Annotated in this window: 23 protein-coding genes; 10 read left to right on the top strand and 13 right to left on the bottom strand. The window is 72.5% G+C overall.

All coding sequences use genetic code 11. The features are described 5' to 3' along the window. Window positions 1-63: 63 nt before the first annotated feature. Window positions 64-933, bottom strand: a complete 870-nt coding sequence (locus ABH937_RS00985; RefSeq protein ID WP_280689142.1) for a 3-hydroxybutyryl-CoA dehydrogenase — start codon at window positions 931-933, stop codon at window positions 64-66. 234 nt (window positions 934-1,167) lie between these two features. On the opposite strand from ABH937_RS00985, the gene ABH937_RS00980 reads away from it, so the two are divergent. Continuing rightward, window positions 1,168-1,986: an SDR family NAD(P)-dependent oxidoreductase gene (locus tag ABH937_RS00980; RefSeq protein WP_370216797.1), complete on the top strand. Its 819-nt coding sequence runs from the start codon at window positions 1,168-1,170 to the stop codon at window positions 1,984-1,986. A gap of 40 nt (window positions 1,987-2,026) precedes the next feature. On the opposite strand, the gene ABH937_RS00975 is transcribed toward ABH937_RS00980, so the two are convergent. The 5 genes from ABH937_RS00975 to ABH937_RS00955 all read right to left on the bottom strand — a co-directional run bounded on the left by ABH937_RS00975 (window position 2,027) and on the right by ABH937_RS00955 (window position 7,028). Beyond that, window positions 2,027-2,950 carry a nuclear transport factor 2 family protein gene (locus ABH937_RS00975; RefSeq protein ID WP_370216796.1) on the bottom strand — a complete coding sequence of 308 codons (924 nt, stop codon included), beginning with the start codon at window positions 2,948-2,950 and terminating at the stop codon, window positions 2,027-2,029. A 116-nt stretch (window positions 2,951-3,066) separates the two neighbouring features. Further along, on the bottom strand, window positions 3,067-3,936 hold the full coding sequence (locus tag ABH937_RS00970; RefSeq protein WP_370216795.1) for a polysaccharide deacetylase family protein: 870 nt from the start codon (window positions 3,934-3,936) through the stop codon (window positions 3,067-3,069). Between the two features lie 130 nt (window positions 3,937-4,066). Continuing rightward, entirely contained in the window at window positions 4,067-5,656 is a 1,590-nt protein-coding gene (locus ABH937_RS00965) for an alpha-amylase family glycosyl hydrolase (RefSeq protein WP_370216794.1), read from the bottom strand. A gap of 56 nt (window positions 5,657-5,712) precedes the next feature. Further along, on the bottom strand, window positions 5,713-6,429 hold the full coding sequence (locus ABH937_RS00960) for a class F sortase (protein WP_280689137.1): 717 nt from the start codon (window positions 6,427-6,429) through the stop codon (window positions 5,713-5,715). Window positions 6,430-6,593: 164 nt separating this feature from the next. After that, on the bottom strand, window positions 6,594-7,028 hold the full coding sequence (locus ABH937_RS00955; protein WP_280689136.1) for a hypothetical protein: 435 nt from the start codon (window positions 7,026-7,028) through the stop codon (window positions 6,594-6,596). Window positions 7,029-7,266: 238 nt separating this feature from the next. On the opposite strand from ABH937_RS00955, the gene ABH937_RS00950 reads away from it, so the two are divergent. Beyond that, window positions 7,267-7,539, top strand: a complete 273-nt coding sequence (locus ABH937_RS00950; protein ID WP_370216859.1) for a DUF1876 domain-containing protein — start codon at window positions 7,267-7,269, stop codon at window positions 7,537-7,539. A gap of 118 nt (window positions 7,540-7,657) precedes the next feature. Then, window positions 7,658-9,502, top strand: coding sequence for a Xaa-Pro dipeptidyl-peptidase (locus ABH937_RS00945; protein WP_370216793.1), 1,845 nt, complete (start codon window positions 7,658-7,660; stop codon window positions 9,500-9,502). Between the two features lie 48 nt (window positions 9,503-9,550). Here ABH937_RS00945 and ABH937_RS00940 read toward each other — a convergent pair whose 3' ends face one another. Together ABH937_RS00940 and ABH937_RS00935 are read right to left on the bottom strand one after the other, a co-directional pair. Continuing rightward, the gene (locus tag ABH937_RS00940) at window positions 9,551-9,784 is read right to left on the bottom strand and encodes a ferredoxin (protein ID WP_280689134.1); all 234 of its coding nucleotides are present in this window, start codon (window positions 9,782-9,784) and stop codon (window positions 9,551-9,553) included. Next, window positions 9,781-11,001, bottom strand: a complete 1,221-nt coding sequence (locus ABH937_RS00935; protein WP_280689133.1) for a cytochrome P450 — start codon at window positions 10,999-11,001, stop codon at window positions 9,781-9,783. The genes ABH937_RS00940 and ABH937_RS00935 overlap by 4 nt, the downstream gene beginning before the upstream one ends. A gap of 221 nt (window positions 11,002-11,222) precedes the next feature. Here ABH937_RS00935 and ABH937_RS00930 point away from each other — a divergent pair, with 221 nt between their 5' ends. Then, window positions 11,223-12,212, top strand: a complete 990-nt coding sequence (locus tag ABH937_RS00930; RefSeq protein WP_280689132.1) for an ATP-binding cassette domain-containing protein — start codon at window positions 11,223-11,225, stop codon at window positions 12,210-12,212. Continuing rightward, window positions 12,212-13,081, top strand: a complete 870-nt coding sequence (locus tag ABH937_RS00925) for an ABC transporter permease (RefSeq protein ID WP_370216792.1) — start codon at window positions 12,212-12,214, stop codon at window positions 13,079-13,081. The genes ABH937_RS00930 and ABH937_RS00925 overlap by 1 nt, the downstream gene beginning before the upstream one ends. Before the next feature lie 27 nt (window positions 13,082-13,108). Here the strand turns inward: ABH937_RS00925 and metG are convergent, their stop codons facing one another. The 3 genes from metG to lysA all read right to left on the bottom strand — a co-directional run bounded on the left by metG (window position 13,109) and on the right by lysA (window position 18,290). Further along, entirely contained in the window at window positions 13,109-14,818 is a 1,710-nt protein-coding gene (metG, locus tag ABH937_RS00920; protein WP_280689130.1) for a methionine--tRNA ligase, read from the bottom strand. A gap of 109 nt (window positions 14,819-14,927) precedes the next feature. Next, on the bottom strand, window positions 14,928-16,871 hold the full coding sequence (locus ABH937_RS00915; RefSeq protein ID WP_370216791.1) for an LCP family protein: 1,944 nt from the start codon (window positions 16,869-16,871) through the stop codon (window positions 14,928-14,930). 165 nt (window positions 16,872-17,036) lie between these two features. Next, window positions 17,037-18,290, bottom strand: coding sequence for a diaminopimelate decarboxylase (gene lysA, locus ABH937_RS00910; protein WP_370216790.1), 1,254 nt, complete (start codon window positions 18,288-18,290; stop codon window positions 17,037-17,039). Window positions 18,291-18,709: 419 nt separating this feature from the next. Between lysA and ABH937_RS00905 the strand changes: the two genes are divergently transcribed. Beyond that, a complete protein-coding gene (locus tag ABH937_RS00905; RefSeq protein WP_370216789.1) occupies window positions 18,710-19,738 on the top strand; it encodes a glycosyltransferase family 2 protein in 1,029 nt (342 codons plus the stop codon). A 58-nt stretch (window positions 19,739-19,796) separates the two neighbouring features. Here ABH937_RS00905 and ABH937_RS00900 read toward each other — a convergent pair whose 3' ends face one another. After that, window positions 19,797-20,324 carry a pyridoxamine 5'-phosphate oxidase family protein gene (locus ABH937_RS00900; protein WP_370216788.1) on the bottom strand — a complete coding sequence of 176 codons (528 nt, stop codon included), beginning with the start codon at window positions 20,322-20,324 and terminating at the stop codon, window positions 19,797-19,799. A gap of 11 nt (window positions 20,325-20,335) precedes the next feature. Then, a complete protein-coding gene (locus tag ABH937_RS00895; RefSeq protein WP_280689125.1) occupies window positions 20,336-20,806 on the bottom strand; it encodes a VOC family protein in 471 nt (156 codons plus the stop codon). Between the two features lie 229 nt (window positions 20,807-21,035). Between ABH937_RS00895 and ABH937_RS00890 the strand changes: the two genes are divergently transcribed. The 4 genes from ABH937_RS00890 (at window position 21,036) to lnt (ending at window position 25,773) form a co-directional block, all read left to right on the top strand. Then, window positions 21,036-21,260: a hypothetical protein gene (locus ABH937_RS00890; protein ID WP_370216786.1), complete on the top strand. Its 225-nt coding sequence runs from the start codon at window positions 21,036-21,038 to the stop codon at window positions 21,258-21,260. A gap of 29 nt (window positions 21,261-21,289) precedes the next feature. Next, a complete protein-coding gene (locus ABH937_RS00885; RefSeq protein WP_280689123.1) occupies window positions 21,290-22,594 on the top strand; it encodes a flotillin family protein in 1,305 nt (434 codons plus the stop codon). 104 nt (window positions 22,595-22,698) lie between these two features. Beyond that, window positions 22,699-22,977: a dsRBD fold-containing protein gene (locus ABH937_RS00880; RefSeq protein WP_280689122.1), complete on the top strand. Its 279-nt coding sequence runs from the start codon at window positions 22,699-22,701 to the stop codon at window positions 22,975-22,977. A 30-nt stretch (window positions 22,978-23,007) separates the two neighbouring features. Further along, complete coding sequence (lnt, locus tag ABH937_RS00875) at window positions 23,008-25,773, top strand: apolipoprotein N-acyltransferase (protein WP_370216785.1); 2,766 nt, start codon at window positions 23,008-23,010, stop codon at window positions 25,771-25,773. The last annotated feature ends 50 nt before the right edge of the window (window positions 25,774-25,823 follow it).

Genomic DNA, 25,823 nt, shown 5'->3' with positions numbered 1-25,823 from the left:
GAAACGCGGAAGAGGTCCAGTCCGAGCGGACTGGACCTCTCCTGACGACTGGCTGTCGCCTGATCAGGCGGTCGCCGTGTAGTCGTAGAAGCCGCGCCCGGACTTGCGGCCCAGCAGGCCGGCGTCGACCATCCGGGAGAGCACCGGCGGGGCCGCGTACAGCGGTTCCTTGTACTCGGCGTACATCGACTCCGCGATCGAGGCGATGGTGTCCAGGCCGATCAGGTCGCACAGGCGCAGCGGGCCCATCGGGTGGGCGCAGCCGGCCTCCATGCCCTTGTCGATGTCGGCGGCGGTGGCCACACCGGTCTCGAACATCCGCACGGCGGACAGCAGGTAGGGCACCAGCAGCGCGTTGACCACGAAGCCGGCCCGGTCGCGGGCCCGGATCGGCTCCTTGCCGAGTACCTGGACGGCGAAGGTCTCCACCCGGGTGGTGGTCTCGGCGGAGGTGGTCAGGGTGGGGATCACCTCGACCAGGCGCTGCACCGGGGCCGGGTTGAAGAAGTGCAGGCCGATCACCTGCTCCGGACGGGAGGTGGCGGCCGCCAGCTTGACGATCGGGATCGAGGAGGTGTTGGAGGCGAGCACCGCGTCCCGCCGGCGCACCACCTGATCGAGCGTCTGGAAGATCTGGATCTTGATGTCCTCGCGCTCGGCGACCGCCTCGACCACCAGGTCGCGGTCGGCGAACTCGGCCAGGTCGGTGGTGAACGAGAGGTGGGCCAGCGCCTCGTCGCGCTGCTCCTCGGTGAGCTTGCCGCGCTTGACCGCGGTGTCCAGCGAGTTGGTCAGCCGGGTGCGACCGAACTCCAGGGCCTCGCCGGTGGCCTCCGAGACCAGGACGTCCAGTCCGGCCCGGGCGAAGACCTCGGCGATGCCCGATCCCATGAGACCGCAGCCGACCACTCCGACGCGCGCGATGTCGCTCACTCACTTGCCTTTCCGGGTTTCCAGCCGGGCGGGGTCGCCGCCCATGTCGCTCGACCGTACTACTTGGCGCGGCACGGTGGGGCGGGGGCCCTGCTGATCAGCTGCTGCGCCGTTCGTGTGAGGCCGATGGGCGAGCCCGTGTGGCCGGGCGCACCCGGACGCGCGCAGCCAGCATGCTGTCCGGGAGTACGGGGCCGACGGCTCGACAGCGCGAACGGGGCGGAGGGAGCTGCGATGCGCAGCAGTTCGCTGGAGGGTCAGGTGGCCTTGGTGACCGGCGCGGGCCGGGGCATCGGACGGGAGATCGCGCTGGGCCTGGCCGCCGAGGGAATGGCGGTCGGACTGGTCGGACGGACCCTGGGGACGCTCACCGCGACACTCAAGACCTGCGTCCAGCAGGGCGCCAGGGGCGTCGCGGTGACCGCGGACGTGGCCCGGCCCGGCCCGGTGCGCGAGGCGGTGCGGGTCATCGAGCGGGACCTGGGGCCGATCGACCTGCTGGTCAACAACGCCGGGCAGGTGGACCGCTCCGAGGTCCCGTTCTGGGAGGCGGACCTGGGCCAGTGGTGGCAGGTGATGGAGGCGAACCTGCGCGGGCCGGTCAACCTGCTGCGCAGCGTGCTGCCGGGGATGGTCAAGCGCCGGCGGGGGCGGATCGTCAACCTCAACTCCGGCTTCGCCGTCCGTCCCGACGGCCACTACAGCGCCTACGCCACCTCCAAGGGCGCGCTGCTGCAGCTCTCCGACAACATCGCCGACTCGCTGGCGGAGCACGGTGTGGTGGTGCTGGACATCAGCCCGGGTGCGGTGGCCACCGACATGACCGCCGGGATGGCGATGTTCGCCACGATGAAGGAGTGGAACAGCATCCCGTACATGGTCGCCGTCACGGTGGACGCCGCGCGCGGGCGGTTCGACGGGCTGCACGGGCGGTTCATCCACGCGGGTCGGGACAACCTGGAGCACCTGGTGTCCCAGGCGGCCGAGATCCGGGCGCAGGATGCCAGGACCCTGCGGCTGCGCCCGTACGGCCCGGACGATCCGCTGGCCTGAACAGGTCCCGAGTCAGGTCCGGTCCTGGCCAGGCCCTGGGTTAGGCCCGCCCCAGGGAGACCTGGCAGAGCGCCTGGCGGTCCGCGGCCGACACCTGGGCGGCGAAGCGGTAGGTGTCGTACAGCTCGCGCAGCACCTTGATCTTCCCGTCCACCACCTGGAACATCCCGTAGTAGTGGTTGGTGTAGTCCTTGCCGTTCGGCTGGACCATCTTCCCGGTGTACTCGATCAGCGCCCACTGCGGATCGGCGAAGGCCTCGGTGCGCACCACCGGCAGATCGATCGACCGGAGGGCCGTCACCACGCCGGTGTAGCGCCGGCGGACCGCGTCGGCGCCGTCGAGGCGCCGCGGACTGCCCGGCGGGGCGAAGGGCGTGTCCAGCACCACGTCCTCGGCGAGGCAGGCGAAGGCGGTCGCCAGGTCCCGGTCGCTGATCGCCCCCAGGAAGCGGCGGGCGACGCTCTGCGCGTCCTGCGCCTGCGCGGGGGCGGCCGGTGCCGACGGGGTGGTGAGGATCGCGGGGTCACCGCTGCGCCAGGTCGGGGTGGCCACCAGCCGGGTGATCCGCCAACCCGCGGGCGTGGCCCGCAGGTCGAACCGGTAGTGGCCGGCGTTCTCCAGGCGGGCGTCGGGCCAGGCGCCGGCTCGGCTGTGCCACACCTGGTACTGGGCGGTGCAACTGGCGGTGCCGGCCGACCGGTTCACCATGACCAGGTGGTCGGAGAGCCGGTGCTCGGTCGAGGACACCCCCGCCACCTGCGCCGCGCAGGCGTCGACCAGTTCCGCGCGGGTCAGCGTGTGCGGCTCGTCGGGCGGCCCGATGACCACCTGCTCGGCGAAGACCTCGGCCAGCGCGGGCCAGTCCCGCCGATCGAACGACCAGCCGAATCTGCCGCACTGCGCGATGACGTCGAGCCGATCGCGCAGATCCGCCGCCGGGCGCTGCTGGGCCCCCTGCGTCATGGCAGCTCCTTCGGGTGGTCCCCGGCGGCTTGCGTCACGCGGGCAAGCGGCTGGACCGGCATCGAGTCAAGCTCCAATATGACACCGAGTCAATCATCTTGTCGATACCGCCCGGGTCACGAGCAGAGCTGACTCGCCGTCACCGCACGCAGCCCGCGTTGCTGGAGCGCTTCCAGCACGGCCGGCAGCGCGTCCACGGTGCCCTGGTGGCCCATGTGCAGGGCGACGATCGAGCCGGGCTTGATGCCGCCGAGTATCCGGCGCTGGACCACCTCGGCCCCCGGGTCGGCGTAGTCGCGTGGGTCCAGGTCGTAGGAGAGGCAGTGCTCGTAACCCGCTCGGCGGGCCTGCGCCTTGACCTCGGCGGTGGCGTACTGCGCGGCCGAGGGGCGGAACCAGCGGCCGATCGAGCCGGTCAGCGTCCGCAACCGGTCCGCGCAGCCGGCGATCTCGGCGTAGGCCTGGTCACCGGACATCGAGGAGATGTCCAGGTGGCTGAGCGTGTGGTTGCCCAGTTCGTGGCCGCCGTCCAGGATCCGCCGGGCCATCTGCGGCTGCTGGTCCAGCCAGCTGCCGACCACCAGCACGGTGACCTGGGCGCCGTGCTGCTCGGCGGCCTCCAGCAGGGCGGTCGCCAGTTTGGGATCGCCCTGGCCGTGGAAGGTCAGCGCGATCTGCGGACGGTCCCGGGGGCCGGTGACCACCTCGGGAGGCGTGCTCGCGGCCAGCGGTGGCAGCGCCGGCGGGCTGCCCGAGGCCGAGCCGCCGGGTGTCGAACTCGGCGTGGCGCTCGGGATCCGATTGGGTGTCAGCACCGTCGGCGTGCCCGGCGAGGCATGCGGATGCGGCGGGCCGGACCCGGCCGCGGCGGCGGTGCCCCCGGCGGTGGCGGCCTCCTGGCCGCAGGCCGCGAGCAGTGGACCGGCCGCGGTCAGGGCGGCCAGTTGGGCGGTGGTCCGCAGAATCCTGCGGCGGTCGGCGCTCATCGCCGCCAGCATAAGGAGGGCGGAAACACCCTGCGATTCGAACGGGAACCACACGGCGACGCGGCGTTGACCCCGGGTCAGCGGATCCGGTCGGCGCGAACGGGGCGGCGCAACGGGCCGGCGGACCGGGTCAGAGCCGGAAGATCCCGTAGGAGAATCCGGCGGCCCGGACCCCGTCGGCGGTGGCCGTCACCCCGTGTGCCAGCAGCGGCTCGGCAGCGGGGGTCAGTTGGGGCAGGGCCAGCTCGGCGGGCTCGCGGCGCGGGTTGACCACCACCAGATGGGTGGTGCCGCGCAGGTAGGCGAACGGGTAGCCGTCCGCGACCACCGTGACGCCGTGGCCGGTGCCGAGCTCGGGAGTGTCGCGGCGCAGCCGGATCAGCCGCTTGACGTGGCTCAGCGGCGAGTCCGGGTCGACGCGCTGCGCGGCCACGCTCGGCCGGTCGGCGGCCGGGTCCAGCGGCAGGTAGAACGCGCCGGGGTCGGCGGTGGAGAACCCGGCCCCGGGTGTGTCGTCCCACTGCATCGGCGTCCGCGAGCCCTGCCGGGCCTCGGTGCCGAACTGGCTGCCCTCCCGCTCCGGCAGGCCGGGGACGTAGCGCATGCCGATCTCGTCGCCGTAGTAGATCACCGGCAGGCTCGGCCAGGTCAGCAGGAAGGCGAAGGCACAGGCCAGCTGCTCGCGGGTGCGCGGACCGCAGGCCAGCCGGGAGAAGTCGTGGTTGGCGGTGGGCAGCGCGACCAGCCCGCGGCCGTCGATCGCGGTGTCCGCCGCCTGCCAGGCCGACAGGAACTCGGCCGGCGAGCCGCCGCCGCCCTGGTCGAAGTAGCAGGGCTCGCCGTGTGCCCAACTGCCCTGGCTGCCGGTGCCGTTGTCCCAGAGCGAGCGCAGGCCGCGCCCGTTGAAGTGCAGCAGGAAGTCGGCGTGCAGCCCGGCCGGGACCGAGCGGGCCGGGTCGCCCCACTCGGCGATCAGCACCTTGTCGGGGTGCTCGCGGTCCAGCCAGGAGCGCAGCTCGCCCCAGAGCTTGGCGGTCTCCAGCTGCCCGGGGTCGTCCTTGACCAGCGAGGCCGCCATGTCCACCCGGAAGCCGGCGACGCCGAGCGCGAACCAGTGCGCCATGATCTCGCGCAGCGCCGCCCGGTTGGCCCGCGGGCCCGGGGCGTCCACCGGGCTGCGCCAGGGCTCGGCCGGATGGGGGCGGGCGTAGCCGAAGTTGAGGGCGGGCTGGATCGGGTAGAAGTTGGCGCGGTAGAAGCCGCCGCGCCGGCCCTGGTTGGGGATCCACTCGTGCACCGGGGCGGTGATCCGGTCGGACCAGATGTAACGGTCGTCATCGGGATCGTGGGCGGCCTGCTGGAACCACGGGTGGCGGTGCGAGGTGTGGCCCGGCACCAGGTCGAGCAGCACCCGGATGCCGCGGGTCCCGGCCGCCTCGACCAGTGCGGCGAGGTCGGCGTTGGTGCCGTAGCGCGGGGCGATGCTGAGGTAGTCCGCCACGTCGTAACCCGCGTCGCCGAACTCGGAGCTGAAGCAGGGGCTGAGCCACACGGCGCTCACCCCGAGCTCGGCGAGGTGGTCCAGGCGCCCGAGGAGGCCGGGCAGGTCGCCGATGCCGTCGCCGTCGGAGTCGGCGAAGGACTGCGGGTAGACCTGGTACAGCACGGCCTCGGCGAGCCAGGCGGGAACGTCGGGCCGACGGGGACTCAGGGGCGCCATGCGGCCAGCGTAGGACGCCGGGGTGACGCTTGTCCGGCACTCCCGGGATCCGGCGGTCAGCTCTCGCGCAGCCCGGTCAGGTGGGCGAAGACCACCACGTTGGCGGTGTAGTCGCCGCGCTTGCGGTCGTAGGCGCCGCCGCAGGTGATCAGGCGCAACTGGGCGTCGGCCGTCTTGCCGTAGACCCGGTCGTCCGGGAACTGGTTCTTGGCGAAGACCTCCACGCTGTCCACCGTGAAGCTCGCGGTGACCTTGTCGTCGCGGGCGATGTCGACGGTGGTCCCGCGGGTCACCGAGCTGAGGCCCCAGAAGACGCCGGGCGCGGTCTTGGTGTCGACGTGGCCGAGCACGATCGCCGGACCGCGGTTTCCGGGGACGGTGCCGCCCTGCCACCAGCCGACCAGGTTGGTGTTGTCCGGCGGGGGCGCGTTCAGCACCCCGCTCGCGTCCAGGCCGAGGCCGGTGAAGGGGGCGTTGACGCCGATCGAGGGGATGCTGAGCCGGGTGGGGTGGGCGTCCGGGACGACGATCGCGGGCACCGTCCGGGCCGCCGAGTGGGATGCGCCGGCACTGGCCGAGGCCGAGACCGAGGGCTGGGGGGCGACGGCCCGGGGCATCGGCGGGAGCCCGGCGTTCGGGTCGGCCGACCGGTGGATCATGATCAGGCCGAGCAGGCAGGCGCCCAGGGCGGCGAACAGCACGTTGCGCCGCCGCCGGCTGAGGGGTTCGCGGTAGCCGGTCGGGTCGCCGTTCGCGGGGGCGTGGTTGCCCATGGACAGGCCTTTCTTGACGGGGTGAGCCGGTGGGGGAGCGCCGTCGCGCGCCACGCCGCCGCCGGGGACAGGGCGGTGGCGCGGCGCGCGAGGTGTGGGCCGGGTCGGCCGGGCGGCTGACGGTGGGTCGGGTGAGCGGAGTCAGCCGGCGGCGCCGATGCGGGTCAGCGCTCGGCGGGCTTGCGGCGGCGCAGCGCCAGGGCGCCGACGCCGACACCACCGGCCAGCAGCGCCGCGCCGGTGGCGGCGCTGCCGCTGTTCAGCGCGGCGAAGCCACCGCCGGTGTGCACGCCACCGTGCGGGCGGCGGTCCTTGTCCTTGGAGCTGGGGTCCTTGGAGTCGCTGTCCTTGTCCTTGGTGCCGGTCCAGCCGTGGTCGCCGTCGGTCTTCTTGTCCTTGCCCCAGCTCTTGTCGTCGGCCTTCTTGTCGTCGGCCTTCTTGTAGTCGTCCGTCTTCTTGTAGTCGTCCTGGGGGGACGAGCTCATCGGGCGGTCGGACGGGACACCGGGAACGGTGTCGGCGAAGGCGACGGCCGGAGCGGCCAGGCTCAGAGCGGCGGCGGTGAGGGTGGCGGCTGCCAGGTGACGTACACGACGCATGAGTGGGATCCCTTTCGGCGGCGCACCACGGACGGGGTCGGCATCGGGCCGGCCAGAGGGACGTCGGGGCGCCTGCTTCACCGTCCGCTGCGCAGCGCGACGGCGCCACCACACAGCGTGCGAATGTGTGACATTCGGTATGCGGATCGGCGTGTCGGACGGTGCTTCGCTCACCCAGCGTGAGATGTCCCCCGGTGCCCAGGTGCATCCTGGAGAGGTACCGCTGGAGGTGACGGTGATGACGAAGACGCTGGTCGGATGGCACATCGAGCTGGAGTTCGCCGAGCAGGGCGCGCACACCCGGGCGGCCGCGCTGGTCAGGCTCCCGGACGGTCGCGAGTTGCGGGCGCACGGCGACACCAGCCGGCACCCCGCCGATCCGGAGCAGTTGCGGGTGGGTGAGGAGGTCGCGGCGGCGCGGGCCTTGCAGGACCTGGTCAGGCAGCTGCTGGAGAAGGCGCACACCGAGATCGACGAGGTGGGGCCGGTGCCGAGCTATCCGTTGATGTGACCCGAGGGCGCCGGCTGCGCCACGAGATGACGGACCGTCGGCCGTGGCACGGCCGGTCCGTGGGATTGATGCGTACCTGACGAGTCAGCATGGACATGACTGGGTACCGTCCCCGTTTGTGAGAAACCACCGCATCCGCCCGGTGGCGGGGATCGCCACCCTGCTGCTCGCTCTCGCCGCCGCGCTGCTGACACCTGCCGGCGCGGCCTGGGCCGGCACCGTCCACGACGGCGCCAGCCAGCCCGTCTACTCCTACGCCGACGCGATCCGCCAGACCGTCTGGGTCGACACCGGCCTCGACGGTGAAGGCGACGGTCACCGCGACCGGGTCGCCGCCGACATCATCCGCCCGCGCGAGCCGGCCCAGGCCGGCCGCAGGATACCCGTGATCATGGACGCCAGCCCGTACTACGAATGCTGCGGGCGCGGCAACGAGAGCCAGGTCAAGACCTACGACGCCCAGGGCAATCCGGTGCAGTTCCCGCTGTACTACGACAACTACTTCGTGCCGCGCGGCTACGCCGTGGTGCTGGTCGACCTGGCCGGCACCAACCGCTCGGACGGCTGCGTGGACGTCGGCGGGACCTCCGACGTGACCAGTGCCAAGGCGGTGATCGACTGGCTGAACGGACGGGCCGCCGGCTACAGCTCCCGCGCCGGGGGCAGCCCGGTCGACGCGGCCGGCTGGGCGAACGGCTCGGTCGGCATGATCGGCAAGTCCTGGGACGGCACCATCGCCAACGGCGTGGCGGCCACCGGCGTGGCCGGCCTGAAGACCATCGTGCCGATCTCCGCGATCAGCTCCTGGTACGACTACTACCGCTCGCAGGGCGCCCCGCTCTACAGCGGCACGCCGGCCGACCTGGCGAGCGTGGTCGAGGACCCGGCCGACGCCGCCCACTGCGGCGCCGAACAGAGCGCGTTGGCCGCCGGCGCCCCCTACGACGGCGACTGGACGGCGCTGTGGCAGCAGCGCGACTACGTCGCGGACGCCGCCAAGGTGAAGGCCAGCGTCTTCGTGGTGCACGGGATGCAGGACCTCAACGTACGGACCGTCAACTTCGGTCAGTGGTGGGACGCGTTGGCCTCGCACGGGGTGCAGCGCAAGATCTGGCTCTCCGAGACCGGGCACGTCGACCCCTTCGACTACCGGCGTGGCGCCTGGGTGGACACCCTGCACCAGTGGTTCGACCACTACCTGATGGGCGTGCCGAACGGGATCCAGAACCAGCCGATGGCCGACATCGAGCGGGCCCCCGACCAGTGGTCCACCGACGCCCGGTGGCCCGCGCCCGGCACCACGGCGACCACCGTGCACCTCAACCCGGGTGCGCTGGGCGGCGGTTCGAACGGCGGGACGGTCTCCTTCAGCGACGACCCGAGCAAGGACGAGAACGCCTGGGCCGGCGAGGTCGACCAGGCCACCCCGGAGAAGGCCGCCTTCACCACCGGCGCGCTCGCCCACGACCTGCGGCTCTCCGGCAGCGGCTCGGTGACGCTGACGGTCGGTTCGAGCACCAGCAGCGCCCACCTCAGCGCGGTGCTGGTGGACCTCGGGCCGGCCAGCATCCGTGACTACCAGGGCAGCGGGGAGGGGATCAGCACGCTCACCACCCGCTCCTGCTGGGGCGAGAGCACGGCCGGGGACAGCGCCTGCTTCCTGGACACGGCGGCGGCCACCACCAAGGTCGAGGAGACCGTGTTCAGCCGCGGCTGGGCCGACCTCGGGCACTACGCCGGGCTCGACCACGGCGTGCCGCTCACCCCGGGGACGCCGTACCGGATGACCGTGCGGCTGGCCGCCACCGACCATGTGGTGCCGGCCGGGCACCGGTTGGCGCTGATCGTGGCCGGGACCGACAACGGGCTGATCGACCCGCCGGACACCCGGCCCACCCTCACCGTCGACCTGGCCGACTCGACGCTGCGGCTGCCGCTGGTTGGTGGCGGGACGCTGCGCTGAGCGGGTGCTGGTGCCCCCCACCTTGAGGGGGCACCAGCACTGCCGCGTCTACCAGTTGGGCGCGAGCTGCTCGCCGGTGGCGGCCAGGTGGACGGCGATCGCCTCCATCGGGCAGAGCTCGGCGGCCTCGGTGACCTCGGTCAGCGCCTCGGTGCGGGCCCGGCGCGGGCGGGCCCGGCCGTCGGGGCCCAGCTCCAGGTCGGCGGGGGCGGTCGCCGCGCAGAGTCCGGTCCCCACGCACCTGGCCTGGTCGACGGAGACCACCACCTCCTCGGCGCTCACCAGGTCACCGGGAGGGTCTGCGGGCTGCGGGTGACCAGGCCGCGCCGCCAGTCGATGTCCTCGACCGGCACCGCGAGCCGCAGCTCGGGCAGCCGCCGGGCCAGCCGGTGCAGTGCCAGCTCGAGTTCCATCCGGGCCAGCCAGGCGCCCAGGCAGTGGTGCGGCCCGGCGCCGAAGGTCAGGTGCGGCGTGCTCGGCGGGGCGAGCAGGCCCTGGCGCCAGTCGCCGGGGTAGACCTCGGGGTCGTGGTTGGCGGCGAAGGAGTCGGCGGCCACCACCGCGCCGGCCGGTATCAGCACCCCGCCGATCTCGACGTCCGCCACCGCCCGGCGCAGCAGGCCGGGGGAGACGGTGCTGTCGCCGAGCGGGACCGAGCGCAGCAGCTGTTCGGCGACCGTGGCCGCCCGCTGCTCGTCGCCGGCCAGCTCCTGCCAGGCCTGCCGGGCCTCGGTGAGCAGGAAGACCAGACCGTTGCCGAGGGTGGTCATGGTGGTCTCGTGCCCCGCGACCACCAGGCCGATGATCAGCTTGATGATCTGCAGCTCCGTCACCTCGCCGTCCTCGTCGGCGGCCTTGACCAGCGAACTGACCAGGTCCTCGCCCGGGTTGCGGCGGCGCTCGGCCATCAGCTGGGCGCCGAACATACCGAAGTCCAGCATCGCCTCCTGCACCGCCTGCGGGGTGTAGGCGCTGGCGGAGAGCGCGTGGTCGCTCCAGTGCGACAGGCGCTTGAGGTCCAGGCCGTCCAGACCCATCAGCCGGCTGATCACCACCACCGGCAGCGGGCGGGTGAAGGCGGCGACCAGCTCCACCGGCTGCTCGGCGCCGGCCAGCGAGTCGACCAGGTCGTCCACCACGGACGCCACCCAGGGGCGCCAGCGCTCGATGGCCCGGGGGGTGAACGCGCGTTGCACGGTGCGGCGCAGCCGCTGGTGGTCGGCGCCGTCGATGTTCAGGATGGTGTCCGGGTCGTCCAGGATGTTCGGGTACGCGGTGATGGCGGGGGCGTCCGGTGCGAAGAGGTCGACCCGGTTCAGCCTCGGGTCGGTGAGCACCTGGCGGACGTCGGCGTGCCGGCGGACCCACCAGACCGGCGTGCCGGTCATCAGCTCGGTCAGGGTGGGCGGGCCGGCCTCGGCGGCGCGCAGGCAGTGCAGCGGGACGAGCGGCGCGGCGGCCGACGGGTCGGTGTGATCGAGCGACACGAGATCCTCCATGCGGATGGCCAGGCGGGTTGACCAGGCGGGTTGGCCTCGCTACCGACGGTAATGCGTCAAGCGCATGCCAACCAGGGGGTGTGGCGCACGAGTTGGAGCGCGCGGCAGGCGTACGCCGGGCGCACGAGGCGGGCGGTGGTGCACCGGGGGCGGCGGGCGTGGTTGGCGGGTCGCCCGACGGCGGCGCAACCTGGAGAAAGGTCTCAGGAACGAGGTGTCCAGTGGCCGGCGATCGAGGTGACCAGCGGACCGGTGAACAGCCGGAACCGGTGATCCGCACGGCCGCGCTGAGCAAGGTCTACCCGAAGACCGAGATCGCCGCCGTGGACCGGCTGGACCTCGCGGTCCACCAGGGCGAGCTCTTCGGACTGCTCGGCCCCAACGGCGCCGGCAAGACCACGACCGTCGGCATGCTCACCACCCGGGTGATCCCCACCTCGGGCGGCGCCTGGATCGGCGGGATCGACGTGGTCAACCAGCCGACCCTGGTCAAGCAGGTGATCGCGGTGGTCTCGCAGCAGAACACCCTGGACCGCTCGCTGACCGTGCGGGAGAACCTGATCTTCCATGGCCTGCTCTTCGGCCGCTCCGGGCGGGTGGCCCGGCGCACCGCCGACGAGCTGCTGGAGCGTTTTCACCTGACCCGCTGGGCCGACGCCTCGGTCTACGCGCTCTCCGGGGGCCTGGCCCAGCGGCTGATGGTGGCCCGGGCGATCTACCACCGCCCCGCCGTGCTCTTCCTGGACGAGCCGACCGCGGGCCTGGACCCGCAGAGCCGGCTCGCGCTCTGGGAGCTGCTGACCGGCCTGATCGCCGACGGCCAGACCATCATGCTCACCACCCACAACATGGAGGAGGCCGAGCAGCTCTGCGACCGGGTGGCGATCATCGACCACGGCCGGGTGCTGGCGCTGGACACCCCCGCCGCGCTCAAGCAGGCGGTGGACGCCGACACCGTGGTCACCGTGCAGGCGCCCGGTGAGCCGGCCGCCCTGGCCGAAATGCTGGCCCGCGAGGTGGCCGGGGTCAGCCGCAGCCGGCTGCTGCCCGGTGGGGTGGAGCTGCACGTCAAGGGCGGGGCGAACCGCCTGCTGCCCCGGGTGCTGGGCGCCGCCGAGGCGGGGGGCTTCGAGGTGGCCGACCTGTCGGTGGCCGAGCCCACCCTGGAGACCGTCTTCATCACCCTGACCGGGAAGGAGCTGCGGGACTGATGACCGCCGTGACCACCCCCACGATCAGCGTCGAGCCGCCGCGCTCGGTGTTCGCCGCCTCGCGCGCCGCACTCGGCGCGCTGGTCAGACGCGACCTGCTGGTGCTGCGCAAGCACTTCGGCGAGTTCGCCGTGCGGACCATCATGCAGCCGCTGCTGCTGGTCTTCGTCTTCCTCTACGTCTTCCCGAGCATCGGCCAGGGGGTGGGCTCGGGCGGCGGCACGGCGGGGGAGTCCGACTTCGCGACGGTGCTGGTGCCCGGGGTGGTCGCGGTGACCATCATGTTCCAGGGCATCCAGTCGGTGGCGATCCAGCTCTCCCAGGAGTTCGGCTACACCCGGGAGATCGAGGACCGGGTGCAGGCGCCCTGCCCGCTCTGGCTGGTGGCGGTCTCCCGGGTGCTCTCGGGGGCCACCCAGGGGATGATCTCGGCGATCATGGTCTTCCCGATCGCCGCCGTGGTGCACGCACCCGGCGTGCACGCGCACCTGTCGGTGCACTGGTGGATCGTGGTCACCCTGATCCCGCTGGCCTGCCTGGCGATGACCTCGCTGGGCCTGGTGCTCGGCACCACCTTCGAGCCGCGCAACATCGGGCTGATGTTCGGCTTCGTGGTGCTGCCGCTGGTCTTCCTCGGCGGGACGTACTACCAGTGGACCAGGCTCGCCGCCGTCAAGGTCGGCGGGTTCCCCTGGTTGCAGACGCTGGTGCTGATCAACCCGCTGATCTACATCGCCGAGGGCATGCGCGCGGGGCTCACCGAGGCCTCGCACATGCACCTGTACATCGTCTACCCGGTGCTGATCGGCTTCTGCGTGCTCTTCCTCAGCCTCGGGCTGCGCAACTTCCGCCGCCGGGTGCTGTCGTAGCATCCGGCGGCGGAAGGCTCGCGGTGCCTACGAGGCGCCGAAGCGCTCGCGCCAGGCCGCCAGGTCCTCGTCGGTGATCTTGGCGAAGAGCACCGGCGGGATGGTGAACTGCGTGCCGGGGGCGACGAACTCCAGCGCGGCGGCCTGCTCGGCGCTGACCCACTGCGGCTCGGCGCCGTCCGCGGAAGCGAAGACCGCGCGCATCGCGGCGCTGGTGCTCGGGATGAACGGCGCCGAGATCACCCCGTAGAGGTGGATCAGGTTCATCGCGGTGCGCAGCGTCAGCGCGGCGCCGGCCTCGTTGGTCTTGATCTCCAGCCAGGGGGCCTTGGTCTCCAGGTAGGAGTTGCCCGCGCTCCACAGTGCCCGCAGCGCCTGGGCGGCCTTGCGGAACTGCAGCGTGTCCAGGTGGCCCTGGTACTCGGCGAGCAGGCCCGCGACCTCGGCGCCCAGCGCCCGCTCGGCCTCGCCCGGCGCGTCGCCGGCCGGGACGGTGTCGCCGAAGCGCTTGAGCGAGAAGGAGAGCACCCGGTTGACGAAGTTGCCCAGGGTGTCGGCCAGGTCCTTGTTGACCGTGGCGGCGAAGATCTCCCAGCTGAAGCTGGTGTCGTCGGACTCCGGCGCGTTGGCCATCAGGAAGTAGCGCCAGTAGTCGGCCGGCAGCAGCTCCAGCGCGGCGTTGGTGAAGATGCCGTGCTGCTGGCTGGTGGAGAACTTGCCGCCGTAGTAGTTCAGCCAGTTGAAGGCCTTGACGTAGTCGACCTTCTTCCACGGCGCCCGGGTGCCGATGATGGTCGCCGGGAACATCACCGTGTGGAACGGGACGTTGTCCTTGGCCATGAACTCGGTGTAGCGCACGTCCTCGGCCTGGTACCACCAGGACTTCCAGTCCCGGTTGGCCGGGTCGGCGTCCGACCACTCCTTGGTCGCGCCGATGTACTCGATCGGGGCGTCGAACCAGACGTAGAAGACCTTGCCCTCGGCCGCCAGCTGCGGCCAGACGTCGGCCGGGACCGGCACGCCCCAGTCCAGGTCGCGGGTGATCGCCCGGTCGTTCAGGCCTTCGGTCAGCCACTTGCGGGCGATCGAGGATGCCAGCGTCGGCCAGTCCTTGCCGTGGACGTCGATCCACTCCTCGACCTCGTCGGCCAGCTTGGACTGCAGCAGGAAGAGGTGGGTGGTCTCGCGGACCTCCAGCTCGGTCGAACCGCTGACCGCCGAGCGCGGGTTGATCAGGTCGGTCGGGTCCAGCAGCCGGGTGCAGTTCTCGCACTGGTCGCCGCGGGCCTTGTCGTAGCCGCAGTGCGGGCAGGTCCCCTCGATGTAGCGGTCCGGCAGGAACCGGCCGTCGGCGACCGAGTAGACCTGGCGGATCGCCCGCTCCTCGATGAAGCCGTTGGCCTGCAGCTCGCGGGCGAACTCCTGGGTGATCTCGCGGTTCTGCTGCGAGGAACTGCGCCCGAAGTAGTCGAAGGAGAGCTGGAAGCCGTCGTAGATCGCCTTCTGCGCGTCGTGCTGCTCGGCGCAGAAGTCCGCCACCGACTGGCCGGCGGCCTTGGCGGCCAGTTCGGCCGGGGTGCCGTGCTCGTCGGTCGCGCAGATGTAGAGCACGTCGTGGCCGCGCTGGCGCAGGTACCGGGAGTAGACGTCCGCCGGGAGCATGGACCCGACCATGTTCCCCAGGTGCTTGATCCCGTTGATATAGGGAAGCGCGCTGGTGATCAGGTGTCGAGCCATCCTGGGATGCTCCTCGTGTCGTGGTGACGGACTGTGGCGCCAGTCTATCGGCCCGGCGAAAGCCGCCCGAACCGTTATTACGGGCGGCTCGGCCGCGGACGTCGGCGGTTCAGGGCTGCGGCACGTTCGGCGTGTTCGGGCCCGTCCAGCTGTAGATGTAGTGGTTCTGGCCGTCCTTGAACGAGCTGTACGGGGCCGGGTTGACGTCCATGCACTGGTTGGCGTCGTCCTGCGCGTTCTGCGACTGCGCGGTGGTGGGCAGCGCGGTGGGCACCGGAGCGGCAGCCTGGCTCGCCGCGCCGGCGGCGGTGCCGCCCGGGAAGCTGGTGCCGGTGGTCCAGTCGGTGCCCACCACCAGGGTGAGGTGGGTCGCTGAGACGGTGGACTCGCTCAGCGCGCTGTCGGGCAGGCCGAGCGAGGCGGCCACCGCCTTCGCCTGCGCCTGCTGGGCGGCCGGATAGAGCAGCTTGGTCGGGGACTTGGGCGGCAGGGTGGTGTCCCGGGTGGCGTGCGTGTAGCCCTGCGCGGTGAGCGCGTCGGTGACCGCCGTGCTGCGACCGGTGCCGCCGCTGCCGTTCTGCACGTCGATCCGCACGGCGGCCTTGTCCACCGGCGGCGCGGCGGGCGCGCTGCTCGCCGGGGCGCTGCTCGCGGCGGCGGGGTCGCTCGGCGCGGGGCCGGTCGGCGGGGCGTTGCGGTCGAGCGCGACATCGGCCGCGATCATCTGGAACAGCTTGGCCGAGTCGGGCGTCGTCTCCACGAGGTCGGCGCTCGGGTTGCCCGGGTCCTTCTGGTAGGCCCACGGCATGGTCACCGTGGTGATCCGGGCGGTGGGCACCTTGTTGAGTTCCAGTGCCAGCGAGGCCAGCGCGTCCACCGTGCCGAGGCCGGTGTCGACCTGGAGCGCCTTGGTGGCGGCCTGCGCGAGGTCGTTGAGCTTCAGCGGGTCGGCGAGGGTCTTGGCCGACTTGAACGAGCGGATCATCGAGTTGATGTAGAGGTGCTGGGCCTGGGCGCGGCCGATGTCGGTGCCGTCCCCGAAGGCGTGCCGGGTGCGCAGCCACTCCAGCGCCTGCTCGCCCTGGATCGAGTGGGTGCCGGCCGGCAGCACCAGGTGCGACCCGATCTCGTGGTGCACGCCCTGGGCGTCCGTCGAGGGTTGGAAGTCCATCACGTTCTCTTTGGTGCACACGGACACGCCGCCGATGGCGTCGGCCATGTTCACCACGCCCGCGAAGTCGACCATCATGTAGTGGTCGATGTGGATCTTGGTGAGCTGCTCCCAGGTGTCCACCACGCAGCCCGGGTCACCGACGTTGAGGCTGTCGGTGATGATCGAGTGCCGGGCCTTCAGCACGGCCTTGGTGGTCGGGTTGGTGCAGGTGGGGATGGCGGCCTGGGTGTCGCGCGGGATGCTCATGATGGAGGCGTTGCTGCGGTCCGCCGACAGGTGGACCAGCATCTCGACGTCCGCGTGCGGGGCGCTGCCGTCGCAGGAACCGCCGAGTTTGCAGTCCGCGGCGCTGGTCCGGCCGTCGGAGCCGATCATCAGGATGTTGAGCGGGGTCTGGCCCGCCGCGTTCGGCTTGGAGGGCGGGGCGAGCGCGGCGCCGCCGTTGTTCAGATCGCCCTTGCGGATGTTGGAGTTGAGCTGCTGGATGTACAGGTAGCCACCACCGACCGAGGCCACCACCAGGAAACCCACGCCGGCCGCGCCGTACTTGAGGATCCGTTTGCGCTTGGCGGCCTTGCTGAGCTTGCCGGCGCCACGGCCCCGGGCGGCGGCCCGCCCGCCCGGCTGCGCGGCGGCCTCGGCGGCGCCGTCCGTCGGCTGACCGGCCGCCCGGCGCCCGTTGCCCGACCTGGCGGCCTTGCGGGCGGCGGCCCGGCCGCCGGTGGGAGCGGTGCTGTGCTGGCCGGTGGAGCCCGGGGCGGCCGCGGCGCTCTCCGCGGGCTCGACCGGGGTGGCGTGCGCCGGGAAACCGCCGTAGGGCGAGTAGCCTCCTTGGTCCGGACTGCCGTCCCCCGTAAGGCCGTTGCCGTCGAACGTCATGCGGTGACCACCAAGCTCTGGCTGTGCCAGGTCCTCCCCCTGGGCGCTTGGCGGGAGACTATATCAATTTGAGATCATAGTTTTAATTGAGGCTACTGAGGTTAGGGCAGGCTCAGTTGACTGACTCTCACGCGAAGGTCGGTCGACGAACCGGCCGGTGGACCCTCAGACGCTCAGGCCGGTCTCCAGGGCGAGCAGTTCGGCAACGCTCTGGCGGCGGCGGATCAGCCGGGGCGTGCCGTCCTCGACCAGGACCTCGGGGATCAGCGGGCGCGAGTTGTAGGTGGAGGACATGCTGGCGCCGTAGGCCCCGGTGTCGTGGAAGACCACCAGGTCGCCGATCTCCGCGCGCGGCAGCGGCACCGGCTCCACCTCGCCGCCTTCGAGCTGGGTGAAGACGTCGCCCGACTCGCAGAGCGGACCGGCCAGCACAGTGTCCAACACCGGCTCCGGGCGCGGCCGGCCGCTCGGCGCGAGCACCGAGACGCGGTGGCTGCTGCCGTACATCGCGGGCCGCATCAGGTCGTTGAAACCCGCGTCGACCAGCACGAAGTGGTTGCTGCCGACCGGCTTCTGCGCCCGCACCTCGCTGACCAGCACCCCGGCGCCCGCCACCAGGAAGCGGCCGGGCTCGATCTCCAGCCGCACCGGGTGGCCGAGTTCGGCCGCCAGCTCCTGCCGGGCGGCGTCCCAGATCCGGAAGTACCGCTCGGTGTCCACCTCCGGCTGCCCCGGCGTGTAGGGCACCGAGAGGCCGCCGCCCGCCGAGATGGCCCGCACGTCCCGCCCCGAGAGCCTGACCTGCTTGACCATCGTCTCGCAGACCGCCTCCAGGTGGCCGTAGTCGACCCCCGAGCCGATGTGCATGTGCAGGCCGATCAGGTCCAGCCCGTGCCGGTCGACCAACTCGAGGCTGTCGGCCAGGTGCTCGTGCCAGATGCCGTGCTTGCTGTGCTCGCCGCCGGTGTTGGTCTTGCGGCTGTGGCCGTGCCCGAAGCCGGGGTTGATCCGGATCCACACCGGGTGCCCGGGGCTGGCGCTGCCCACCTGGTCGAGCATCTGCGGCGAGCCGGCGTTGACCGGCACGCCAAGCTCGACCACCCGGCGCAGCGTGGCGCGGTCCAGCAGGTCGGCGGTGAAGACCACCGGCTCGTTCGGGCCGTCGACCTGGTACCCGGCGGTCAGTGCCCGCTCCAGCTCGCCCTGCGAGACCGCGTCCACCAGCACGCCCTCGGCGCGCATCAGCCGCAGGATGTGCGTGTTGGAGCAGGCCTTCTGCGCGAAGCGGATCACGTCGAAGCTGCGCAGCCGGGCGATCTGGGCGCGGATGTGCGCGGCGTCGTAGACCCAGGCCGGGGTGCCGTACTCCTCGGCGATCCGGGCCAGCTGCGGTCCGTCGAAGGCAGGGGTGGTGGTCACGGGTGAGGTCCTGTTCGGCCGGCGGGGTGGGCGGAGGAATTGTCGCGGAAAGGGCGGGGAAATTGCTCTGGTGTCCACACAGCGGACGGTGCTGGAATTCCCGTCACTGTACTGCGGGTCGACCCTTGCGGGAAAAGCGGAAAAGGAATTCCCGGGCGATCGGGGTATGCCGATAAATCGGACGGTCCGGTGCGCGCGGCGAAGAAATATTTCAGGGCGGGGCGGGTCCTGGACCTGCCGGCCGATGGTCGCCAGGGCCTGTCACGGAGCGCCGCAGCCGCCTGACGGTCCGTCGACTGTGCCCGTCACCCGGCGGGCGCGTGAGGGTGTGGTGAGCATGTCGACGGAACGTCACATATGCCCGATTCCTCACTCGATGGGCCTTGCTGCGTTCCGGACATCGGCCTACCTTCTGCCGCATGCCCGCACCGCTCATCTCCATCGTCCTGCCCGCCCATGACCAGCGGGAACAGCTCGCGAGCTGCCTGGATTCGATTCTCGACCAGTCCTTCGGCGGCTTCGAGGTCATCGTGGTCACCGACCCGTCGCCGGACGGCGCCGCCGAGTTGCCGTACCCCGCGCGGGACGGGCGGGTGTCGGTGCTGCGGCTGAACGCGGCGGTGGGGGTCGGCCGCGCCCGGAACGCGGGGGCGGAGCGGGCCGAGGGGCGTTACCTGCTCTTCCTGGACAGCGACCATCTGCTGGCCCCCGGGGCGTTGCTGGCGCTGGCCGAGCGGGTCGGCGCGGCAGAGCACCCCGATCTGGTGCTCTTCGGGCACACCCGGCTGCACGCTGGGCGGATCTGGCCGGGGGCGGCGGCCGATCTGCTGGCCGGGATCGGCGACTCGGTGTTCGCGCTGTCCGAACACCCGGAGCTGTTCGGGGCGCCGGCCCACGTCTGGGACCGGCTGATCAGCCGACGGGTCTGGCAGGGCGCGGGCCTGGCGTTTCCGGCGGGCCTGGCCTTTCCCGAGGGGCAGTACGAGGAGGTGCCGGTGGCGCACCAGGCGCTGCTGGCGGCGGAGCGGATCGCCGTGCTGCCGCAGGAACTGGTGCAGTTGCGCCGGCGGCACACGGTGCACCCGGCCGGATCGCCCGGCAGCAGCACCTTCGATCTGTTCGACCAGTACGAGCGGAGTTTCGAGGCGCTGGAGGCGGTGGAAGGCAGCGAATCGCTGAGACCGTACCTGTTCACCAGAATGGTCCGGCACTACCTCTTCGTCTTCGACCTCGCGGGCTGCGTCAGCCGGGCGGCCCGCCCGCGGTTCTTCCACCGGGCCGCCGAGCACTACCAGCGCTACCAGCCGGAGGGCTACCGGCGCCCGGGCGGGCGGGAGGGCCTGAAGTTCTCGTTGCTGGCCGGCGGCGTGTACAGCGCGTTCGAGGTGGCGAAGCTGTCGCAGATCGCGCGCACGGCGGTCGCGGGGCGGGCCGGCCGGGCGAGTTGAGCGTCCGGCAGGGTTGAGCGGGTCCGGGCGGGCCTGAGCGTTCGGGCCGGCCGAGCGTTCAGCGGCTGGCCCGGCCGAAGGTCCAGCGGGTCGGGGAGCCGGTGAAGTCGGCGTCGGTCAGGCCGAAGACGGAGTCGGGCCGGACCCGGAAGGTGGCGTTGACCGCGGGGTCGAGGAAGTCCGGGCCGTAGGCGGTGTCGTACTTCGCGTTGAGGGCGGCCAGGAAGGCGGCGATCTCCGCCTGCCCCGCCAGCACCTCGGCGCGGCCGTCCAGCACGACGGGCTGGTGCGGGTCGTCGGTGCTGATCGCGCAGTCGGGGTGGGCGGCCAGGTTGCGGTACTTGCGGGACCGGCGGCTGCTGCTGAACCAGAGCGCGCCGGTCAGCCAGACGCCCCAGACCGGCATGGTGTGCGGTCGGCCGTCCGGGCGGACCGTGCAGAGCCAGTAGTCGTGCGAGCCGGTCAGCCTGCGCTCGGCCCAGGACCAGGGCAGCAGGCCGGTGCCCTGGTCGGCGGGCCGGATGCCGTAGCCCGGCATGTACGGGCGCGCGGCGCTGGGCTCGGGTGTCCCTGGTTGGGGCGTCATCGCCGCGGGCGTCAGTTGCCGCCCATCACGGCCTTGGCCCGGGCCGCCATCTCGGCCGGCGGGACGTCCTCGACGTGGCTGGCCACGCTCCAGCGGTGGCCGAACGGGTCCTCGAAGGTGCCGGTCCGGTCGCCGTAGAACTGGTTGGCGAGCGGCCGCAGTTCCACCGCGCCGGCCGCGATCGCCTTGGCCCAGACGGCGTCCACATCCGCCACGTAGACACTCAGCAGCACCGGCGAGCCGCCGACCGTCTTCGGGCTGCGCACGCCGATCTCCGGGTTCTCGTCGGCCAGCATGATCACCGAGTCGCCGATGCTCAGTTCGGCGTGGCCGATCCGGCCGTCCGGGCCGAGCATCCGGTCGCCGCGCTGCTCGGCGCCGAGCACCGAGGTGTAGAAGTCGATCGCGGCGGCCGCGCCGCTGATGAAGAGGTAGGGCGACACGCGGGGGTAGTTGTCCGGGATGGGCTTGACGGTGCTCATGGGCAACCTCCATGGGGTGGACGGACGGGCGCGGACTCGTGCGGATTCCCGCCGGCCAGCGTGTCACGGGGCGCCGAACGGCCTCGGCGAGCCGCGCGGTGGGGTCCATCGGGTGGGTCAAGCGCGGCGAGCGGTCCCAACGGTCGCTCCGCTCGTTAGATTGGACAGCAGCGGTGGGCACCGCGGTGGTGCGAATGGCGAGGCCGGGGCCGGAGAGCGGGTGAGGCTGATGGCGGAGCCGGAAGAGGCCGAGGAGAGTCCGGTCGGCGCCGTCGGCTGGGTCACCGTGTCGATCCCGCCGGACGGTGCCGGCGAGGTGCTGTTGCCGGTGCGCGGCGGGAGCGAGGCGTTCGCGGCCTGGGCCGACGTGCCGATCGCACGCAACACCCAGGTCATGGTCGTGGAGCGGATATCGGCCCGTTCCGTGCTGGTCGTTCCGTTCCCCCACACCTAGCTCGCTCGATCGCTCCCAAGGAGGACGCGATGTTGTTCTGGCAGGTTCCCGCGCCGAACGAGGCGCTGCTGATCTCCGGCTCCAAGCGCCAGGCTCAGGCCACCCAGTTCCGGATCGTCACCGGCCACGGCAGTTTCGTGATGCCGGTCAAGCAGAAGGCCAGGAAGCTGTCGCTGGCGCTGCGCGAGGCGGAGATCGCCGAGGACTGCGTCACCCAGCAGGGCATCCGGCTGACCGTGCGCGCGGTCACCGTCTTCAAGGTCGGCGACGACTTCGTCTCGATCGCCAACGCGGCCCGCCGGTTCCTGGCCGAGCAGGAGCGGATGGAGGAGCTGGTCGGCCGGATCTTCGCGGGCCATCTGCGGTCCATCGTCGGTGGGTTGACGGTGGAGCAGATCATCCGCGAGCGCGACCGGGTCGCCCAGGAGGTCAAGGCCGGCAGCCACAACGAGATGGAGAAGCTGGGCATCGTGGTCGACGCCCTGCAGATCCAGGAGATCGAGGACGCCACCGGCTACATCACCAACCTGGCCGCCCCGCATGCCGCCGCCGTCGCCAGCCAGGCCCGGATCGCGCAGGCCAAGGCCGACCAGGAGGCCGCCCAGCGGGAGCAGGAGGCGCTCGCGCTCAAGGCCGAGTACGAGCGCGACACCGCGATCAAGCGGGCCGGTTTCGTCGCCGAGACCGAGCAGGCCAACGCGCACGCCGCGCAGGCCGGACCGCTCGCCCAGGCGAAGGCCACGCAGCAGGTGATCGAGGAGCAGACGGCGCTGGCCCAGCGGCACGTCGAGCTCGCGGCCCAGCGCCTGGAGGCCGAGGTCCGCCGCCCCGCCGACGCCGAGGCCTACCGCCAGCGCGCGATCGCCGAGGCCGAGCGCGACATGGCCAAGTTCCAGGCCGAGGGCGAGGCCTACCGGCGCACCACGCTGGCCACCGCCGAGGCGCAGGCCGTGCGGGTGCAGGCCGATGGGGACGCCTATGCCGAGCGGACCCTCGCCGAGGCCCAGGCCGCCGCGAACGCGGCCCGCGCCGAGTCGCTGCGCGGTGGGGCGCAGGAGCTGATCGCGGCCAGCCGGGTGGTGGAGAACCTGCCGGCCCTGGTGGACGCGGCGTCGCAGGGCATCGCCGGGTCGAACCTGACCATCCTCAACGGCAGCGAAGGCGTCAGCCAGGTCACCGCCGGGATCGTGGGGCAGGGGCTGGCGATCCTGGACGTGCTGAGGCGCTCGACCCAGGCGCAGGGTGGCGCGGCGGGGCGGGTCGTGGCACCGCAGCAGGCTCCGGTGCCGCAGGCGGATGGTGCGGATGGTCAGGAGGGCACGGGGCTGAGCTGAGGCTCGCTGCGGTGAACCGGGCCGTGCATTGGCGAACCGGCCGTGCGTTGCCGTGGCCGGTCGGTCGGCGCAGGCTGGTCGGTGAAGCGGCCTGGAGGTGCGGCATGCGGAACTACCGGCTGGACAACCAGTGGGACGTCGAGCTCAGCTTCGAGGAGGACGGCACGACCACGGCCTGCCAGGCCCGGCTGGTCGGCGATCGGGCCCCCGCTGCGCACGGCTACGGCCAGGCGCAGCGGAACACCGCCGACCGCCCCGTCTACCGGCTCGGCGAGGAGCTGGCGGCCTCCCGCGCACTGCGGGCGCTGGCGCAGCAGTTGCGTGCCCAGGCGGACGGTGACATCGGGGACGTGAACCGCAGACCCGCCTACCCGGACTACTGAGGGTCGGGGACCCGGGATGACGGGCCGCAGATGAGCGAGCGGACGGACCTCTCCGGCGGCCCGGTGCCGGCAGCGGCGGCCGGGCCGCCGGGGCCGCGCTCCCTGCGGCAGGACCTGCGCGGCCCGCTGCGCGGACTGGTCGGTGGCCAGTGCCTGGGGCAGGGCGCCGACGGGCTGGCGCAGATCGCGTTCGCCCAGTTCGTCCTCTTCGACGTGGGGCGCGGAGCCACGCCGGGCCGGATCGCGGTCGTGCTGGCCGTGACGCTGCTCCCGTTCAGCCTGCTCGGCCCGTTCGCCGGGGTGCTGCTCGACCGCTTCGACCGGCGCCGGGTGCTGGTGCTGGTGTCCTGGCTGCGGGCGGTACTGGTGCTGGCCGGGGCGGTGATCGTCACCGAGCGGTGGACGGTGCCCGCGTACGTGGCGGTCCTGCTGCTGCTCTCCTCCTCCCGTCTGGTGCTGACCGCCAAGGGTGCCGCGCTGCCACGCACCGTCCCACGGGAGCGGCTGGTGCCGGCCAACGCGTTCTCCGCGCTGGTCGGGTCGGCGGCGGCGTTCCTCGGGGCGGTGGGCGGTTCGCAGTTCGTCGGCTGGTCGACGGCGGCCGGGTTCCTGGCGGCAGGGGTGCTGTACGCCGGGGCGGCGGGCGTCTTCACGCGCCTGCCCTACCTGGGCGGCAGTCCCGGGCACCTCGTCCTGCCCGGGGTGCGGCAGGTCGCCGTCGACCTCGGGGACGGGGCCCGGCTGGTCGCGCGGACCACCGCGATCCGGCGCCCGCTGCTCGCCGTGGCCGTGCACCGGCTGCTGCTCGGCGCCGGGTTCGTGGTGCTGGTGCTGGTCGCGGACTCGCAGTACCGGCTGAAGGCCTCGGGCTACGGCATCGCGATCGCCGCCACCGGCGTGGCCACCTTCGCAGCCAGCGCGGCGGCCACCCCACTCGCCGCCCGCTACGGCGCCCGGGCACTCGTTCCCGCCTCCTTCCTGCCGGCCGCGGCCGCCGCGTACGTGGGCGGTCTGGACCCGTCGATCTGGGTCCTGGTGCCCTGCCTCGGGGTGGCGGCCTTCGCGTTCCAGGTGCTGAAGGTCTGCACGGACGCGTTGCTCGGCGGCGCGACCCCGGACCGCTCGCGGGGGCGGGTCTTCGCGCTCTACGACATGGCCTACAACGTCGCGTTCGTGCTGGCGGGCCTGCTGATGGTGCCCTGGTGGCGGACCGGGCACGAGCGCGCGCTGCTGTGGTGGGTGGCCGCCGCGTTCACCCTCGGGTGGGTGGTGCTGTCGGCGGCGGATCGCGGCTGGCGGCCGCACCGCCACCGGGCCCGGCTGCCCGGCCGGTACAAGGGCCGCTGCCTGGCCTTCGCGGTCGGGGCCGTCCCGGTGCTGGCGTTCCCGGCGCCCGCCTGGTGGTGGCTGGCCTGGTTCGCGCTGGTGCCGCTGATGCTGGTGGTGCGGGCGGGGCCGACCCGGCGCGAGGGCGTGGTGCGGGCCTGGTGGGGGATGGCCGGGTTCGAGGCGGCCACCCAGTACTGGCTGCTGCCGGACGTCGGGCCGGCGCTCGGACTGCTGGCGCTGCTGATGGGCGCGCTCTGGCTGCCCTGGGGGTGGGCGGTGCACCGGTTGCTGGCGCCGCCGGTGGGCGGTCGGCGGCTGGCGGTCGCGCTGGTGGTGGTGCCGAGCGCGTGGGTGTGCGCGGAGGGGGTGCGGTCCTGGCAGAGCCTGGGCGGGCCGTGGGCGTTGCTCGGGGCGACCCAGTGGAACCAGCCGCAGCTGCTGTCGACGGCCTCGCTGGGCGGGGTGTGGCTGACCGGGTTCCTGGTGATGGTGGTGAACACGGCGCTGGTGATGCTTCTGACGGTCCGTCAGTTTCGGTTGCGGGTGGTGGGATTGGTGGCGGTGGGCGGGTGTCTGGCGGTCGGCCCGGTATGGGCGGCGGTACGGCCCGCGCTGCCGGTGACGGGGAGCGTGCGGGTGGGGCTGGTGCAGCCCGGGGTGCTCGGCACGCCGGCCGAGCAGCAGGCGTCCGAGGAGCTCGAGACGGCCCAACTGGCGTCGCAGCATCCGGGGTTGGTGGTGTGGGGGGAGAGCAGCCTGGGCGACGACGTGAACAGCGGCGGATCGTCGAACGCGTCGCTGGCCGCCTTCGCCGGGCAGCTGGGCACCGACCTGCTGGTCAACGGGAACGCGCCGACGGCCGACGGCACCGGGTTCTACAAGCAGTCGCTGCTGATCGGCGGGAGCGGGGTGTTGGGGACGTACGACAAGATCCGGCTGGTCCCGTTCGGCGAGTACATCCCGCTGCGCTCCATGCTCGGCTGGGCGACCAGCGTCAGCAAGGCTGCCCCGACCAACGTGCTGCGTGGCGAGCGGACCACGGTGATGCACAGCGGGCCGGTGGCGATCGGGCCGCTGATCTGCTTCGAGTCGGCGTTCCCCGATATGGCGCGCACCGAAGTCGCTGACGGGGCCCAGCTGTTGGTGTACCAGGCGGCCACCTCGACGTTCCAGGGCAGTTGGGCGCAGCCGCAGCACGCCTCGCTGGCGGCGGTGCGGGCGATGGAGACGGGCCGCCCGGCCGTGCAGGTGTCGTTGACGGGCGACAGCGCGGCGTTCGACGCGCACGGGCGGGTGCTGGCCTGGCACGGGGCCGGGTACCGGGGCGCGTTCGCGGTGGACGTGCCGCTGGTGTCGGGGAGCACGCCGTACCAGCGGGCGGGGGACTGGATGCTGGCGGTGAGCTTCAGCGTGCTGGCGGCGGCTGGGACGATGGCGGGGTTGCCGGGGCGGCGACGGGAGCGGTAATGATGGCCCCGTCGGCGGCAGCGCCAGCACACCAGGCCGGGCGGGGAATC

Origin of the sequence: Kitasatospora sp. GAS1066B (assembly GCF_041262605.1) — a bacterium.
GTDB lineage: Bacteria > Actinomycetota > Actinomycetes > Streptomycetales > Streptomycetaceae > Kitasatospora.
Note: the sequence above shows the minus strand (reverse complement) of the source record. Positions and strands in the feature narration are given on the sequence as shown.